12 protein-coding genes and 1 pseudogene are annotated in these 15,002 nt (G+C 70.4%); 2 read left to right on the top strand and 11 right to left on the bottom strand.

What is annotated here, in order from left to right:
- Positions 1-4: 4 nt before the first annotated feature.
- The 6 genes from AB0M11_RS17355 to AB0M11_RS17330 form a co-directional block, all read right to left on the bottom strand.
- Entirely contained in the window at positions 5-745 is a 741-nt protein-coding gene (locus AB0M11_RS17355) for an ABC transporter permease (protein ID WP_365706179.1), read from the bottom strand.
- Complete coding sequence (locus AB0M11_RS17350) at positions 742-1,710, bottom strand: ABC transporter ATP-binding protein (RefSeq protein WP_365706177.1); 969 nt, start codon at positions 1,708-1,710, stop codon at positions 742-744. The genes AB0M11_RS17355 and AB0M11_RS17350 overlap by 4 nt, the downstream gene beginning before the upstream one ends.
- A gap of 142 nt (positions 1,711-1,852) precedes the next feature.
- Positions 1,853-4,228 carry a peptidoglycan binding domain-containing protein gene (locus AB0M11_RS17345; RefSeq protein WP_365706175.1) on the bottom strand — a complete coding sequence of 792 codons (2,376 nt, stop codon included), beginning with the start codon at positions 4,226-4,228 and terminating at the stop codon, positions 1,853-1,855.
- 156 nt (positions 4,229-4,384) lie between these two features.
- Positions 4,385-4,801, bottom strand: coding sequence for a DUF6113 family protein (locus AB0M11_RS17340; protein WP_365706173.1), 417 nt, complete (start codon positions 4,799-4,801; stop codon positions 4,385-4,387).
- Entirely contained in the window at positions 4,798-5,676 is an 879-nt protein-coding gene (gene mshB, locus AB0M11_RS17335; RefSeq protein WP_365706171.1) for an N-acetyl-1-D-myo-inositol-2-amino-2-deoxy-alpha-D-glucopyranoside deacetylase, read from the bottom strand. The genes AB0M11_RS17340 and mshB overlap by 4 nt, the downstream gene beginning before the upstream one ends.
- Positions 5,677-5,732: 56 nt before the next feature.
- Positions 5,733-5,927, bottom strand: coding sequence for a hypothetical protein (locus tag AB0M11_RS17330; RefSeq protein WP_046733847.1), 195 nt, complete (start codon positions 5,925-5,927; stop codon positions 5,733-5,735).
- 190 nt (positions 5,928-6,117) lie between these two features.
- Here AB0M11_RS17330 and AB0M11_RS17325 point away from each other — a divergent pair, with 190 nt between their 5' ends.
- Entirely contained in the window at positions 6,118-8,238 is a 2,121-nt protein-coding gene (locus AB0M11_RS17325) for a prolyl oligopeptidase family serine peptidase (protein WP_365706168.1), read from the top strand.
- A gap of 245 nt (positions 8,239-8,483) precedes the next feature.
- Here the strand turns inward: AB0M11_RS17325 and AB0M11_RS17320 are convergent, their stop codons facing one another.
- Genes AB0M11_RS17320 through AB0M11_RS17300 form a run of 5 tightly spaced genes read right to left on the bottom strand, consistent with a single transcriptional unit; the run spans position 8,484 to position 14,079 of the window.
- Positions 8,484-9,569: a dipeptide ABC transporter ATP-binding protein gene (locus tag AB0M11_RS17320; protein ID WP_365706164.1), complete on the bottom strand. Its 1,086-nt coding sequence runs from the start codon at positions 9,567-9,569 to the stop codon at positions 8,484-8,486.
- A complete protein-coding gene (locus AB0M11_RS17315; RefSeq protein WP_365706330.1) occupies positions 9,562-10,536 on the bottom strand; it encodes an ABC transporter ATP-binding protein in 975 nt (324 codons plus the stop codon). The genes AB0M11_RS17320 and AB0M11_RS17315 overlap by 8 nt, the downstream gene beginning before the upstream one ends.
- 8 nt (positions 10,537-10,544) lie before the next feature.
- Positions 10,545-11,525 (bottom strand): ABC transporter permease, encoded by a 981-nt coding sequence (locus AB0M11_RS17310; RefSeq protein ID WP_365706163.1) that lies wholly within the window; start codon positions 11,523-11,525, stop codon positions 10,545-10,547.
- The gene (locus AB0M11_RS17305; RefSeq protein ID WP_365706161.1) at positions 11,518-12,441 is read right to left on the bottom strand and encodes an ABC transporter permease; all 924 of its coding nucleotides are present in this window, start codon (positions 12,439-12,441) and stop codon (positions 11,518-11,520) included. Before AB0M11_RS17305 ends, AB0M11_RS17310 begins: the two co-directional genes overlap by 8 nt.
- Before the next feature lie 6 nt (positions 12,442-12,447).
- Positions 12,448-14,079, bottom strand: coding sequence for an ABC transporter substrate-binding protein (locus AB0M11_RS17300; protein WP_365706160.1), 1,632 nt, complete (start codon positions 14,077-14,079; stop codon positions 12,448-12,450).
- A 495-nt stretch (positions 14,080-14,574) separates the two neighbouring features.
- Between AB0M11_RS17300 and AB0M11_RS17295 the strand changes: the two are divergent.
- A pseudogene (locus tag AB0M11_RS17295) lies at positions 14,575-15,002 on the top strand (ABC transporter permease); the annotation flags it as partial.

Below are 15,002 nucleotides of genomic sequence, written 5' to 3'. Positions count from 1 at the left end.
GTGCTCACGCCTTCAGCGTGTCCTTCCGGTACAGCCAGGCCGCGCCGCCGACGAACAGGGCGAAGAAGACGACGAGGATGGCGATGTCCTGGGCCTTGGGGGCCTGGCTCTGCTCGATGGCCCGCCCGAGTGCAGCGTACGCGTGCGTGGGCAGCCACTTCGCGATGTCCTGGAGCCAGGTCGGGAAAGAGGAGGACGGCCACCACAGGCCGCCGAGGATCGACAGGCCGAAGTAGGTGATCATCGTGATCGGGCGGACCGCGTCGCCGCTCGCCAGGTACCCGATGGCGACGCCGAGCGCGGCGAAGACCAGGCTGCCGGCCCAGATCGCGCCGGTGAGCGCGAACCACTGCCAGGCGTCGAGGCGTACGTGCTTCACGGACGCGGCGACCAGGAAGACGACCACGATGGACGGCAGGCTGACCACGGCGGCGCTCGCGGTCTTGGCGAGGACGTAGCCACGGCCGGGCAGGGTGGTCAGCCGCAGCTGCCGTACCCAGCCGCTCTCGCGCTCCTTGGCGATGCGTTCGCTGTTGCCCATCAGGACGGCGGTCAGGGCGCCGAAGGAGGCCATGGAGACCATCACGTAGGCGGCGACGGAGAGCCCGGAGTTGTCGACGGTCTTGCCCGTGTCGCCCTGGCTGGAGACCAGCAGGAAGATGAGCGACGGGTAGATCACCGAGAAGAACAGGAACTTGCGGTTGCGCAGGGCGCGGGTGAGTTCCAGCTTGATCAGGGCGTTCATGACTCGGTGACCTCCTTGGCCTCCTCGGCCTCCGTGATGGCGACGAACGCCTGCTCCAGGCCGAGCCCGGCGACTTCGAGGTTGCGGGGATAGACGCCGAGGCCGTAGAGGGCGTGGACGGTGGCGTCGGCGTCGGACGACTGCATGCGGACGGTCTGGCCGCTGCCCGCGGCGGAGCCGCTCTTTGACACAGTGACCGCGGTGAGGAAGGGCAGCGCCCGCAGCGGGGCCTCGTCGATCTCGCCCTCCAGGTCGAAGGAGATCCGCCGGGCTCCGGCCTTCGCCTTGATCTCGGCGGCCGTGCCGTCGGCCAGCAGGCGTCCCCGGTGCAGCACCAGCACCCGGTCGGCGATGGCGTCGGCCTCTTCGAGGTAGTGCGTGGCGAACAGGACCGTCCGCCCCTGGTCGGCCTGTTCGCGCATGGTCGCCCAGAACGCCTGGCGGGCGGAGACGTCCATGCCGGTGGTCGGTTCGTCCAGGACGATCAGGTCGCTGTCGCCGGCGGTGGCGAGGGCGAAGCGGACGCGCTGGGACTGGCCGCCGGAGAGCTTGTTGACCTTGCGGTCGGCGATCTGCGAGATGCCCGCGCGGGCGAGGACGTCGGTGACCTTGTACGGCTTCGGGTGCAGGTCGCAGGCCAGCTTGACCAGCTCCTTGACGGTGACCTCGTCCATCAGGCCGCCGCTCTGCAGCATGGCGCCCACGCGTCCGGCGACGATGGCCTCCCGCGGGCTCAGACCGAACACGCTCACCGTGCCGGTGTCGGCCTGCTTGAGGCCGAGGAGCAGGTCGAGCGTGGTCGACTTGCCGGCGCCGTTGGGCCCGAGCAGGGCCACGGTCTCCCCCGGGTGCAGCCGCAGCGAGAGCCCGTCGACGGCCCGCACGTTCCCGTAGGTCTTGCTCACTTGGTCGAACCCGACCACCACCGGTGCCCCGGTGGCCGTCGTCGCCGCTGTCGTTGTCATGCCTCCATGCTGACGGCGAGCCCCCGACCGGAGGCAGTGCCGACCGTCCGGAGCGCCGCGTGACAGATGTCATGGGCAGGGCGTGACAGGACGAGAGGGGGCACCCGGTGATCACCGGGTGCCCCCTCTCGTTGTTGTTCGACTAGCTCGGGTTCGTCTTGATGACACCTACCCGGTTCGTCTTGCTCAGCAACGCCTGGCGCAGGGCGACGTAGACGTCCTGCGGGGTGACGGCCGTCTTCTCACCGCCGGCACGGGTGATCTTGACGCCGTCGAAGGTGCTGCCGTAGAGCTCCTTGAGCGCGTTCAGGTCGGGGCTGTCGACGAGCTTGCCGTCGACGGCCTTGACCCGGAGGAACTTCCACAGGGAGTTCTGCGGGCTCATCGGCAGCGGGACGCCGGTGTCCGTCTTGACCGTGACCAGCCCCGACATCGCCGGCTCCGCGAACGCCTTCATCTCGCGGTCGACCTCCGCCTTGGAGACCGTCGGCTGCACGGTGGTCGTCGGGACGCTCACCGCGGAGGAGGTGCCGGTCTCCACCATGGCCTGGTAGGCCTGCTCGACCGCCTTCATCGAGCCGGCCACGTCGATGCCCTTGCCCGGCTTGCCGTAGACGGCGACGGCCTTGCCGGAGGTGAACTTGATCGTGCCGTCGGTGACCGAGCCGGAGCTGCCGCCGAGGCCCTTGAGGGCGGCCTGGAGCTTCTCCTCGTCGACCGGCATGTCGGGGGCGACGACCCGCTTCTGGCCGAACAGGGAGCCGATCACGGAGACCGGGTTGTAGTCGCTCTTGGCGGCGCTGTCCACCGTGGCCTGGATGTCGAACTGCAGCCCCGCCTGGTCCGGGGGCAGTGAGACGGTCCGGCCGTCGACCGAGAGCTTCAGCGGCTTGTTCACCCGGCTGCCGAACGCGTCGTCGAGCTTCTTGACCGCGTCGTCGCGGGTGCCGCCGCCGATGTCGACGCCGAGCACGGTGGTGCCCTTGGGCACGTCGGAGTGGTTCATGAGCAGCCCGGCGCCGTACACGCCGAGGCCGGCGACCACCACGACCCCGCCGAGCAGCGGCAGCTTGCCGCGCTTCTTCTTGGCCTTCGCCTTGCCCTTGCCCTTGGCGTCGGCCGGGGGCGGCGAGACCGGCTCGGGCAGCTTCGGCGTCGTCTGCGACTGCGGGACGGTGCCGGGGGCGCCCGGCGCGAACGGGGAGTCGGTGCCCTGCGGCACGACCGGCATGCCGCTGGTGACGGTGTGTCCGGAGACGTTGGCCGCCGGCGCGCCGTAGCCGGGCGTGCCCGGTCCGGGGGCGGGCTTCTGCGGGGTGAGGATCGCGGTGTCGTCGCTCAGACCGCCGCCGGGGACCGCGAGTCCGGGACCGGCGGGGGCGGCGGTGCGCGCGCCGGGCCGGGGCTGGGCGCCACGGCTGCGCGGGCCGCCGGGGCCCGCGGGGCCGTTGCCGGGGCCCACGGAACCGTTGCCGGGGGTCGCGGGGCCGTTCGGGCCGCCGAAGGGCTCGCCGCCGTTGACCGGCGGGACGAACGGGCCGTCGCCGGTGACCGGACCGCCGGTGGGGCCCGCCGGGCCCTGCGGGCCACCGAGACCGCCGGGACCGCCCGGACCGTTGAAGCCGCTGGGGCCGCCCGGACCGGCCGGGCCGCCGCCGGGCGCGCCGGGGCCGGCCTGGGCGCCGTTCTGGCCGCTGTTCTGGCCGCCGTTGTCGGAGAAGTAGGGCAGCTCGTCGCGGCGCGTGTCGCCGCCGCCCTTGGCACCGCCCCGGGGGCCGCCGAGCGGGCCCGCGGCGAGCGCCTCGGTCACGTCGAAGGAGCCGGTGCCGCCGCCGTGGCCGGGGGCCACCGGACCGCCGGTCGCGCCCGCGGGCAGCCCCGCGCCGTTGGTGGCGCCGGGGCGGGACGCGCCGGGCACACGCATGGAGCCGACGACACCGCCCGGTTGTCCGCCGCCCGCACGCGTACCGCCCTGGGTCGCCGGGCCGCCGGGCGGCGGGCCGGCCGGCGCCGGGCCGTTCGGCGCAGGGGCGGGCGAACCGGTCTGCGCCGCGGCGCCGTTGCCGGCGCCGTCGCGCGGACCGCCCTTGGCCGGGCCGGACTTGCGTGGCGCGAACCAGTCGCTGGACTTCTCGTCGGCGCCCGGGGCGGACGCCGGTGCGGCCGCGGGCGACTCGACGGTGCCGGTGGCCATGGCGGCGGGACCCGCCGGTCGCGCGTGCGCGCCCGTCTCCTCGCCCGAGCCACCGGCACCGGCACCGGCCGCCGCACTGTCGGCGTCCGTAACGGGAGTTCGGACGACCACGGGCGGAATCGGCCGGGAACCGGGGATGTTGATCCGGATCCGAGTCGTCAGGGTGGTCTCGGTCTTGCGTTCCTCCGGCCGCGCGGCCGGACGGGCCGTGTCCGTGGCGTCGTCGGAAGCCATGGGGGTCCCGTACGGCGGCGTACCCGAGGGGTATGCGGATCCCCCGCGCCCGTTGGGCCCGGAGGACGGAGTGTCAGTTTCACGACTCAAGGCAGGTTCTCCCGGTTGGCTCCACCGCCCGTGACGACCTTGCTCGGGCGGTTCGGCGGCGCGCACCACCATACTGGCCACTTCTGACGCTTATCCCATGACCGCTGGGGAAACCCACACCGGACTCGCACGGTCGCCCCACGGCGAAGTGGTACGTCACTTGCCAAGTCGGGCGCCGTCCGCCTGAGGTTGCCGCCCCAAACCTATTGTGGCGCAGATCACGGCGAGCGCCATGCCGCCGAGCAGGAAGAGGTACGAGCCGCCGCCCGCGCCGAACAGGAAGTCGCCTTCCGGCCTGCTGGCGGTGAGGAAGATGACGGCGACGACCCAGCCGAACGCGGGTGCGACAGCCCCGGAGCGGCTCGCCAGGGCACGGGCCCCGCCGAGGAAGAGACCGGCGGCGCCGGCCAGGGCGAGCAGCAGCCCGCCGGGGAACCAGCCGGCCTGGACGAGGGCCCCGGCGAGCCCGACCACGGCCCCGAGCACGACCAGTCCGAGAAGGGCCGCGACCCGTCCGGCCGAGGGCGCCTGCAACGGTTGCGCGAGCATCGAACCGCGGTCGCCGGAACTCATGACGCCTCCCTGAGGCCCGCGAAGAGATCGGTCTCGCGCGTGGCGCCGGGCCCGCCTGCGGCCGGGCCGCTCGCCAACTCGTAGTACTCCGTGGTGAACAGGGGCTGCGCCAGTTCGTTGGAGAGCGCGAAGCAGCGGGCGCCGCCCGGTGCCACCTCGATCTGGGTGGCGTGGGCGGCCATCGCGGCGGCCTTCGCATCGGCGTACGCGGCGCCGTCGATCTCGGTGGTGACCCGGTGGTCCTCGACCACGCCCGGCACGTCCTCGACGGCGGCGGACTTGGCGAAGGGCAGCCCCGGCAGGTCGTCCCGGAGCCGGGCGAAGGCGGCCTCGGCGACCGTGCGCGGGACGCGGTTCCAGTAGACCTTGGGGACGCGGTGACCGGCGTCGGCGGCGAGCTCGACGGCCCTCATGGCGACCCGGTGGGCCTGGATGTGGTCCGGGTGGCCGTACCCGCCGTTGTCGTCGTAGGTGACGAGGACCTGGGGGCGGATCTCCACGATCACCTCGGCCAGGTGCCCGGCGGCCTCGTCGACGTCGGCCTGCCAGAAGCAGTCGGGTGCGTCGTTGTCGGGCAGGCCCATCATTCCGGAGTCGCGGTAGCGGCCGGGGCCGCCGAGCAGCCGGAAGTCGGTGACGCCGAGCTCGCGCACGGCGGCGGCGAGCTCGCCCAGCCGGTGCTCCCCCAGCGCCGGGCCGGTGAGACGGCGCAGCTCGGGCGGGATCACCTCGCCGCCCTCGCCGAGGGTGCAGGTGACCAGCGTCACATGGGCACCCTGGGCCGCATAGCGGGCCATGGTGGCGCCGTTGTTGATCGACTCGTCGTCCGGGTGCGCGTGCACGAGCAACAGCCGCCGGGAGGGCAGTTCCGTCATGTGCCCACCCTACGAAACGGCACCGACGGTGCCGCGCAGCCCCGGTCGCGACAGGGTCAGAACTTGATGCTGCCGATCATGCTGGCGACGTTGGTCGTCAGGTCGCTGATCGTCGGTGCGACGGTCGAGGAGGCGAGATAGAAACCGAGCAGCATGCACACCACGGCATGGCCGCCCTTCAGACCCGACTTCTTGATCAACAAGAAGACGATGATCGCCAGCAGCACCACCGCCGAAATCGAGAGTGCCACGGCGGCTCACCTCCAAAGATCCCAGGGACGCGGGGGGTTCGGACTATGGGGGTTGTAGATCGGTACAGCAATTCCCTGCGCAAGCCAGCAGGTTCATACCCACCTAGCGGTAGTGATCATAACTATGCGTGCTCGCGCATCGCTCGGCGCACAGCCGCACAAGGGGGCGCATGGCCAATATGGTCAGGGCATGACGACCGAGGCTGTCTCATTCCCCCGCCGGCACGCCCGCACCCTGCGTTTCACGCTCGGCGCGCCGCGCGCGTTCACCGTGGCCCCCGACGGCTCCCGCGTGGCGTTTCTGCGCTCCGGTTCCGGCACCGACCGCGCCAACTCCCTCTGGGTGCTCGATGTGCCGAGCGGCGAGGAGCGGCTCGCGGCGGACCCGCGCACGCTGCTCAGTGGCGCCGAGGAGCATCTCTCACCCCAGGAGCGGGCCCGCCGCGAACGCAGCCGTGAGGGCGGCGCCGGCATCGTCGGCTATGCCACGGACGCGGCCCTGGAGTTGGCGTCTTTCGCCTTGTCAGGGCGGCTTTTCACGGCCGAGCTCAGGGCCGGCACGACCCGCGAACTCACCGTCCCGGGGCCGGTGATCGACCCGCGCCCCGCTCCCGACGGCCGCCACGTCGCGTACGTCGCGGAGGGCGCCCTGCGCGTGGTGGGCGCCGAGGGCGAGGGCGACCGGGCGCTCGCGGAGCCGGAGTCGGAACAGGTCACCTACGGATTGGCCGAGTTCATCGCGGCCGAGGAGATGGGGCGCACCCGCGGCTTCTGGTGGTCGCCGCAGTCGGACCGGCTGCTCGTGGCGCGCGTGGACGACACGCCGGTCCGGAGGTGGTGGATCGCCGACCCCGCCCACCCGGAGCGTGAGCCACATCATGTCGCCTACCCGGCGGCGGGCACCGAGAACGCGGACGTACGCCTGTTCGTGCACGATCTCGACGGGCAGCGCACCGAGGTCTCCTGGGACCGGGCGCGCTATCCGTACCTGGCGCATGTGCACTGGTCAGAGGCGGGGGCGCCGCTGCTGCTCGTCCAGGCGCGCGACCAGCGCAGCCAGCTGTTCCTGGCCGTGGATCCGGGGTCGGGAGCGACCCGGATGGTGCACGCGGACGAAGATCCAACATGGCTGGAACTTTTCGGTGGAGTGCCCTGCTGGAGCCCCTCCGGACAGCTGGTCCGGATCGCCGACGAGGGCGGCGCCCGGGTCCTCGCGGTGGGTGAACGGCCGCTCACCGGGCCCCAGTTGCACATCCGGGCGGTGCTCGACGTGACCGCCGATGACGTGCTGGTCTCCGCGTCCGCCGGCGAGGAGGCCGAGTCCCCCGAGACCGGCGAGGTACACGTCTACCGCGTGAACGAGCTCGGCGTGGAGCGCGTGTCGCAGGAGCCCGGCGTGCACACGGCGGTGCGCGCCGGGGGCGTGACCGTACTGGTCTCCGCCACGCTGGACACCCCCGGCGCCCGCGCCCAGGTCCTGCGCGACGGGAAGCAGGCGGCGACGGTCACGTCGTACGCCGAAGACCCCGGTTTGTCCCCGCGCGTGACGCTCACCGAGGGGGGCGCACGCCGAATTCCGTGCGCCGTGCTTATGCCACGGGACTACCACGGGGACACTCCCCTGCCGGTCCTGCTCGACCCCTACGGCGGTCCGCACGGCCAGCGGGTGGTCGCCGCGCACAACGCCCACCTGACCTCCCAGTGGTTCGCCGACCAGGGTTTCGCGGTGATCGTCGCCGACGGGCGGGGCACCCCGGGCCGTTCCCCCGTCTGGGAGAAGTCCATCAAGGACGACGTCGCGGCGGTCGTCCTCCAGGACCAGGTCGACGCGCTCCAGGCGCTCGCCGCCGACTTCCCCCTCGACCTGACCAGGGTGGCCGTCCGCGGCTGGTCCTTCGGCGGCTACCTCGCCGCGCTCGCGGCCCTGCGCCGCCCGGACGTCTTCCACGCGGCGGTGGTCGGCGCCCCGGTGACCGACCTGCGTCTGTACGACACCCACTACCAGGAGCGCTACCTCGGCCACCCCGGCGAACAGCCGGAGGTCTACCGCCGCAACTCGGTGATCGACGACGCGGGCCTGGTCGACGCGGCCGAACCCCACCGCCCCATGATGATCATCCACGGCCTCGCCGACGACAACGTGGTGGTCGCCCACTCGCTGCGGTTGTCCTCGGCCCTGCTGGCAGCGGGCCGCCCGCACGAGGTCCTCCCCCTGTCGGGCGTGACCCACATGACCCCGCAGGAACAGGTCGCGGAGAACCTGCTGCTGCTTCAGCTGGACTTTCTCCGGCGCGCTCTGGGGCTGGGCTGAGCGGATTCTCCCCACAGAGCACCGCAACCATTAATTGAGGAACCACGACGAAGCACCAGCCAGGTCCGCGAGAGCGGCGCCGGTTTAGGCGCAAAAAGGGGCAACGGGCCGGGATGACATGGCGCATCCCGGCCCGTTTACGGCACCCGCACGGCCGTACGCTGTTAAGCGTGCCGCGTCCGTATATCGGGACCGGGTCGCCGAAGTTGCCTGCGTGTTAACGAGATTGGCCCGCATATGCCCCGCTATGCACCCCCGTTGCCAAGATCGTCCACCGGCTCCCCGGCCGCCTCCTCAGGGGGGACCACCCGCTTCTCCTCCGCGAAGTGGCAGGCGGAGTCATGGGCGGCCGGCCCCGGCGCGAGCCGGAAGACCTCGGGCACCGCGAGCAGCGGCACCTCTCGCGCGCACCGCTCCTCGGCCTTCCAGCACCGCGTGCGGAACCGGCACCCCGACGGAACGTTCGTGGGCGACGGGACGTCCCCGCTCAGGATGATCCGCTCCCGGCGTTCCCGGGCCGCCGGATCCGGTACCGGCACCGCGGAGAGCAGGGCCTGGGTGTAGGGGTGGGTCGGGTGTTCGTAGATCTCCTCGTCCGTGCCGGTCTCCACGATCCGCCCGAGGTACATCACGGCGACCCGGTCCGAGATGTGCCGCACGATCGACAGGTCGTGGGCGATGAAGACGTAGCTCAGGTCGAACTCGTGCTGGAGCCGGTCGAGCAGGTTGACCACCTGGGCCTGGACGGAGACGTCGAGCGCGGACACCGGCTCGTCCGCGACGATCACCTCGGGGCGCAGCGCCAGCCCCCGTGCGATGCCGATGCGCTGCCGCTGGCCGCCGGAGAACTGGTGCGGATAGCGGTTGACGTACTCGGGGTTGAGCCCCACGACGTCCAGCAGCTCCTGCACCCGCCTGCGCCGGTCGCCCTTGGGAGCCGCCTCGGGGTGGATCTCGTAGGGCTCGCCGATGATGTCGCCGACGGTCATCCGGGGGTTGAGGGAGGTGTACGGGTCCTGGAAGATCATCTGGATGTTGCGGCGGACCGTTCTCAGCGCGCGGCCGCCCAGCCTGGTGATGTCCTCGCCCCTGTACCTGATCGACCCCGCGGTCGGCCGTTCCAGATGGACCAGCATCTTGGCCACCGTCGACTTGCCGCAGCCGGACTCCCCGACGATGCCCAGGGTTTCTCCCGCGTCGAGCGTGAAGTCGACACCGTCGACGGCCTTGACGGCACCGATCTGTTTCTTGAACAGGACGCCCTGGGTCAAGGGATAGTGCTTGACCAGTCCCCTCACTTCCAGGAGCGGCTCGACCACCCTGTCAGCCATGGAGGCACTCCCTCCAGAAGTGGCAGGCACTGCCCCGGCCCTGCGCCACCTCGTACAGCGGCGGGTCGTCGGTGCGGCAGACGTCCTGGGCCATCGGACAGCGCGGGTTGAAGGCGCACCCCGGAGGGATGTTCATCAGGTTGGGCGGCAGGCCCTTGATGGCGTAGAGCTCCTGCCCCTTCTGGTCGAGGCGCGGGATGGAGTCGAGGAGCCCGCGCGTATAGGGGTGGGCCGGCGCCCGGTAGATGTCGTGCACGGGCGCGGACTCGACGATCCGCCCCGCGTACATCACGGCGATGCGGTCGGCCACGTCCGCGACCACGCCCAGGTCATGGGTGATCAGGATCAGCGCCATGCGGTACTCGCGCTGCAACTCCGCGAGCAGGTCCATGACCTGGGCCTGCACGGTCACGTCCAGGGCGGTCGTCGGCTCGTCGGCGATGATGAGCGCCGGCTCCAGGGCCAGCGCCATGGCGATCATGATGCGCTGGCGCATGCCCCCGGAGAACTGGTGCGGATAGTCCCGCACCCGCTGGGCCGCGCCCGGGATCCGCACCCGGTCCATCAGCTCGACCGCCCTGGCCCGCGCCTCCTTCTTCGACGTCCCCCGGTGCACGACGAACATCTCGCCGAGCTGGTCGCCCACGCTGAGCACCGGGTTGAGCGCCGACAGCGCGTCCTGGAAGATCATCGCCATCTCGGCGCCCCGGATCCGCCGCCGCTCCTCTTCATTGAGTTTCAGCAGGTCGCGACCCCGGAAGAGGATCTCGCCCGCGCCGATCCGGCCCGGCGGCGTGTCGAGGATCCCCATCACGGCCTGGGCGGTCACCGACTTCCCGGACCCCGACTCGCCCAGCACGGCCAGCGTCTCGCCGGCGTCGACGGCGTACGAGACGCCGTTGACCGCCTTCGCCACCCCGTCCCGGGTCCGGAACTCCACCTGCAGATCGCGTACGTCGAGCAGCACGGCGGCGGTCACCTCAGCTTCGGGTCGAGGGCGTCGCGCACCGCGTCGCCGAGCATGATGAAGGCCAGCACGGTGAGCGCGAGCGCCCCGGAGGGCCACAGCAGCGCGTGCGGGGCGTTGCGGATGTAGGGCGAGGCGGCGGAGATGTCGATGCCCCAGGAGACGCTGGGCGGCTTCAGACCGACGCCGAGGTACGACAGGGTCGCCTCCAGGGCGATGTAGGTGCCGAGCGCGATGGTCGCCACGACGATCACGGGGGCGACGGCGTTGGGCGCGATGTGCCGCAGCAGGATGCGCGAGTGGGAGGCGCCGAGGGCGCGGGCGGCCTGGACGTAGTCGTTCTGCTTGGCGGTGATCACCGAGCCGCGGGCGATCCGGGAGATCTGGGGCCAGCCGAGCAGCACCATGAACCCGATGACCGGCCAGACCGTGTTGCTCGTCACCACCGAGAGGAGGACCAGACCGCCGAGGACGACCGGGATCGCGAAGAAGACGTCGGTGATCCGGGACAGCACCGAGTCCCAGAACCCGCCGTAGAACCCGGCGAGTCCGCCGAGCACCGACCCGAGCAGCGCGACCCCGAGCGTGGCGCAGACACCCACCGTGACGGACGTACGGGCGCCGTACACGGTCCGTGTGTAGACGTTGCAGCCCTGGCCGTCGTAGCCGAAGGGCGCGCCCGGCTGGGAGCCCTCCTGGGCCTTGGCGAGGTCGCAGGTGAGCGGGGAGCCGGAGGCGATCAGGGACGGCCACAGGGAGATGACGACGAGGAAGAGGATGACGAGGGCGGAGACGACGAAGACCGGGTTGCGCCGCAGGTCCCGCCAGGCGTCGGACCACAGCGAGCGGGGCCTGGCCGCCGGGCCGGTGCCCAGCGGGCCGCCCGGCGTCCGCTCCAGCGTCTCCGCCTCGGTCGTCGCGAGGTCCATCGCCCCGCCCATGCCCGTCCCGGCGATGGCCCGGTCCTGGTCGAACGGCTGCTCAGGCATAGCGGATCCTCGGGTCGAGTACGGCGTAGAGCAGGTCCACCAGGAGGTTGGCCACCAGGAACACCAGGACCAGCACGGTCACGAAACCCACCACCGTCTGGGTGTTCTGCCGCAGGATCCCCTGGTACAGCTGGTAGCCGACGCCGTGGATGTTGAAGATCCGCTCGGTGACGATCGCGCCGCCCATGAGCGCGCCGATGTCGGTGCCGATGAAGGTGACGACGGGGATGAGGGAGTTGCGCAGCAGGTGCCGGGTGACGACCCGGCGCCTGGGCAGCCCCTTGGCGACGGCCGTGCGGACGTAGTCGCTCCGTCTGTTCTCGGCGATGGAGGTGCGGGTCAGCCGGGTGACGTAGGCGAGCGACACGGAGGCGAGCACCAAGCCGGGCACGATCAGCTCGCCGAAGCCGGCGTCCGGGGAGACGGACGGTCTGATCCAGCCCCACTCCACGCCCAGCAGGAGCTGGAGCAGCAGGCCGGTGACAAAGGTCGGTACGGAGATGACGACCAGAGTGGCGAGCAGCACCCCCGTGTCGACGGGCCGCCCGCGCCGCAGTCCGGTCAGCACGCCCAGCGTGATGCCGATGACGATCTCGAGGACGATGGCCACGACGGTCAGCCGGACGGTGACCGGGAACGCCGTGGCCATCAGCTCGGTGACCGGCTGCCCGTTGAACGCCGTGCCGAAGTTCCCGGTGAAGACGTTCCCCATATAGGTGAGGTACTGCTGCCACACCGGCTGGTCGAGGCCGAACTCCTTCTTCAGCTGGGCGGCGGTCGCCGGGTCGCAGGCCCGCTCACCGCACAGGCCGGCGATCGGGTCGCCCATGACGTTGACCATGAGGAAGATCAGCAGCGTGGCCCCGACGAACACCGGGATCATCTGGAGCAGCCGCCGGACGACGTAGCGCCCCATGCCGGGTCAGCTGACCTTGATCTCGTTGTAGACGGGGACGCTGAACGGGTTGAGGGCCACGTTCGACAGCCGCGTGGAGTAGCCGGCGCTGCCGTTCTGGTACCAGAGCGGAATGGCGGCCATGTTGTCGCGGACGACCCCCTCGGCCTGCTGGAAGGTGCTGACGGCCTGGGCGGTGTCGGTCTGGGCGTTCGCCTGGTCGACGAGTCGGTCGAAGTCCTGGTTGGACCACTTGCCGTCGTTGGAGGAGGCGTTGGTGTAGTAGAGCGGCTGGAGGAAGTTCTGGATGAGCGGGTAGTCCATCTGCCAGCCCGCGCGGAACGGCCCGGTCATCTTGTGCTGCCCGATCTGGTTGCGGAAGTCGGCGAAGGTGCCGATCGGGTTTCCGACGCATGCCTTGTCGTTGCCCAGTGCGTTGTTGATGGAGTTGCACACGGCGTCCACCCACATCCTGTGCGAGCCGGTGTCGGCGTTGTACGTGATCTTGAGCTGTCCGCCGGGGAGTCCCCCGCCCTCCTGGATCAGCCGTTTGGCCTCGGCGGGGTTGTAGTCGCAGGCGCTCCCGCACAGCCCTTCCTTGAAGCCGCCGTCCGCGCCGAGCACCGGCGAGGTCCAGTCGGTGGCCGGGGTGCGGGTGTGCTGGAAGATGGTGTCGGTGATCTGCTTGCGGTTGATGGCCATGGACAGGCCGGTGCGGACCTTCTCCGCGCCGTTCTTGCTCCAGGCACTGTCGTAGTAGGGGAAGGCGAGCGTCTGGATGATGCCGGCCGGCGTGTTGATGTAGCGGTCGCCGAGGTCGCTCTTGACGTTCTTCAACTGGGAGGCGGGAACGTCGTCGACCAGGTCGAGGTTGCCGGCGATGAGGTCGGTGTAGGCGGTGTCGCTGTCCGTGTAGACCTTGAGGGTCACACCGGCGTTCTGCGCCTTGTCGGAGCCGGGATAGCCGTCCCACTTCCTCAGGGCCATCTGCGCGCCCTTGGTGTAGGAGTCGATGCGGTACGGCCCGTCGCCGACGGGTTGCTTCAGCCAGCCGGCGTGGTCGGTGAAGAAGGACTGCGGGAGCGGCGCGAAGGCCGCGTAGCCGAGGGTGTCGGGGAAGCTGGAGAACTTCTGGTTGAGCGCGACGGTGAAGGTCCTGTCGTCGACGACCTTCAGGCCGGAGAGCGTGTCGGCGCTCTGTGCGCCGGTGGCCGGGTGGACCTTGTCGTAGCCCTGGATGTAGCCGAAGAAGTAGGCGTTCTTCTGGTTGTTCCTGAGGCTCGCCCCGTAGTTCCAGGCGTCGACGAACGACTTGGCGGTCACCTTCTCGCCGTTGCTGAACGTCCAGCCGTCCTTGATCGTGATCGTGAAGTTCTGCGAGTCGCTCGTGTCGATCTTCTGGGCGAGCATGTCCGTCGCCCTGCCGGTCTTCGGGTCGTACTTCTTCAGGCCCCGGAAGATCATGTCGAGGACCTTGCCGCCCTGGACCTCGTTGGTGTTGGCCGGCTCCAGGGGGTTCTGGGGGTCACCCCAGGAGGAGCTGAGCACGCCGCTCTCGCCTCCGCCGCCCCCGCTGCCCCCGCCGCCCCCGCAGGCTGTGGCGGCGAACGCCACCACCACCGCGCAGACCGCCCCTCGGGCGTGCGTGGCTGAACGCATGGCGTGCCTCCTCCGTGCCGAATCATCCATTACCGGTTCAATATCGGCACAATCAGTCGACAACGCTCACCGACTGCCCCGAACGGAGGGGCTGGAGTGCCGGATGTCGACCTTTAGGGGGACACCTCACCCGATCACGGACGCCTCATCCGAGCCACCGGAGGATCTTGCTCCGGTAGCGCAATGGATCTTCGCGTAACGATGCCGAAACGTTGGATTGCGACCCGTCGATGTACGGATTTCGGCGCACACGCGTCCGCATAACGAACCTGTTGACCGTTTGGTCGGCTTAGTCGGAAATAAAGCACGACTCGATTACGACGCGCTACCCGCGTAGCTACAGAACCGTCAAGAGAAGGTCAAGAAAGTAAAGAGCAACCCAAGTCGCCCGAGAATTTATTGACCGTGAATGAATTGCGTTGAAAAAGTCCGGCGTAGCCCGTAGGGGAGAGTGCCCTGCGGAGTCATCAGACCCTCCCTTGGGCCAGGAGCACCATGACCCCCCCAACTCCATCCGCGGCTGCCTCGCTCGAGGTGACCAACGAGAGCGTGCAGAAGCCGACCCCTGCGGACGGTTCGAAGGGCAGCGAGAACAGGTCACCCGGCCGACTTGCCTGGATGCGCTTCAAGCGTGACCGCACCGGTGTCATATCCGCCTACGTGGTGGGTTTCTTCTTCCTCGTCGCGGCGGCGGCTCCGCTGATCGCGAAGCTGTACGGCAAGAACCCGTACACCGTGTACGCCGATGTGCGTCCGGAGCTGTTCGACAGTGCGGGTGTGCCGGTGCAGCCCAACGGCGGCATCAGCAGCGAGTTCTGGTTCGGACTCGAGCCGGGCAACGGCTACGACGTGTTCACCAAGCTGATCTACGGCATCCGGACCTCGCTGATGATCTCCGTGGCGGTCACGCTCGCGGTGATCGT

Origin of the sequence: Streptomyces sp. NPDC051987, from assembly GCF_040680735.1 — a bacterium.
GTDB lineage: Bacteria > Actinomycetota > Actinomycetes > Streptomycetales > Streptomycetaceae > Streptomyces.
The sequence above is the reverse complement of the archived record's forward strand: the minus strand, read 5'-3'. Positions and strand labels throughout refer to the sequence as shown.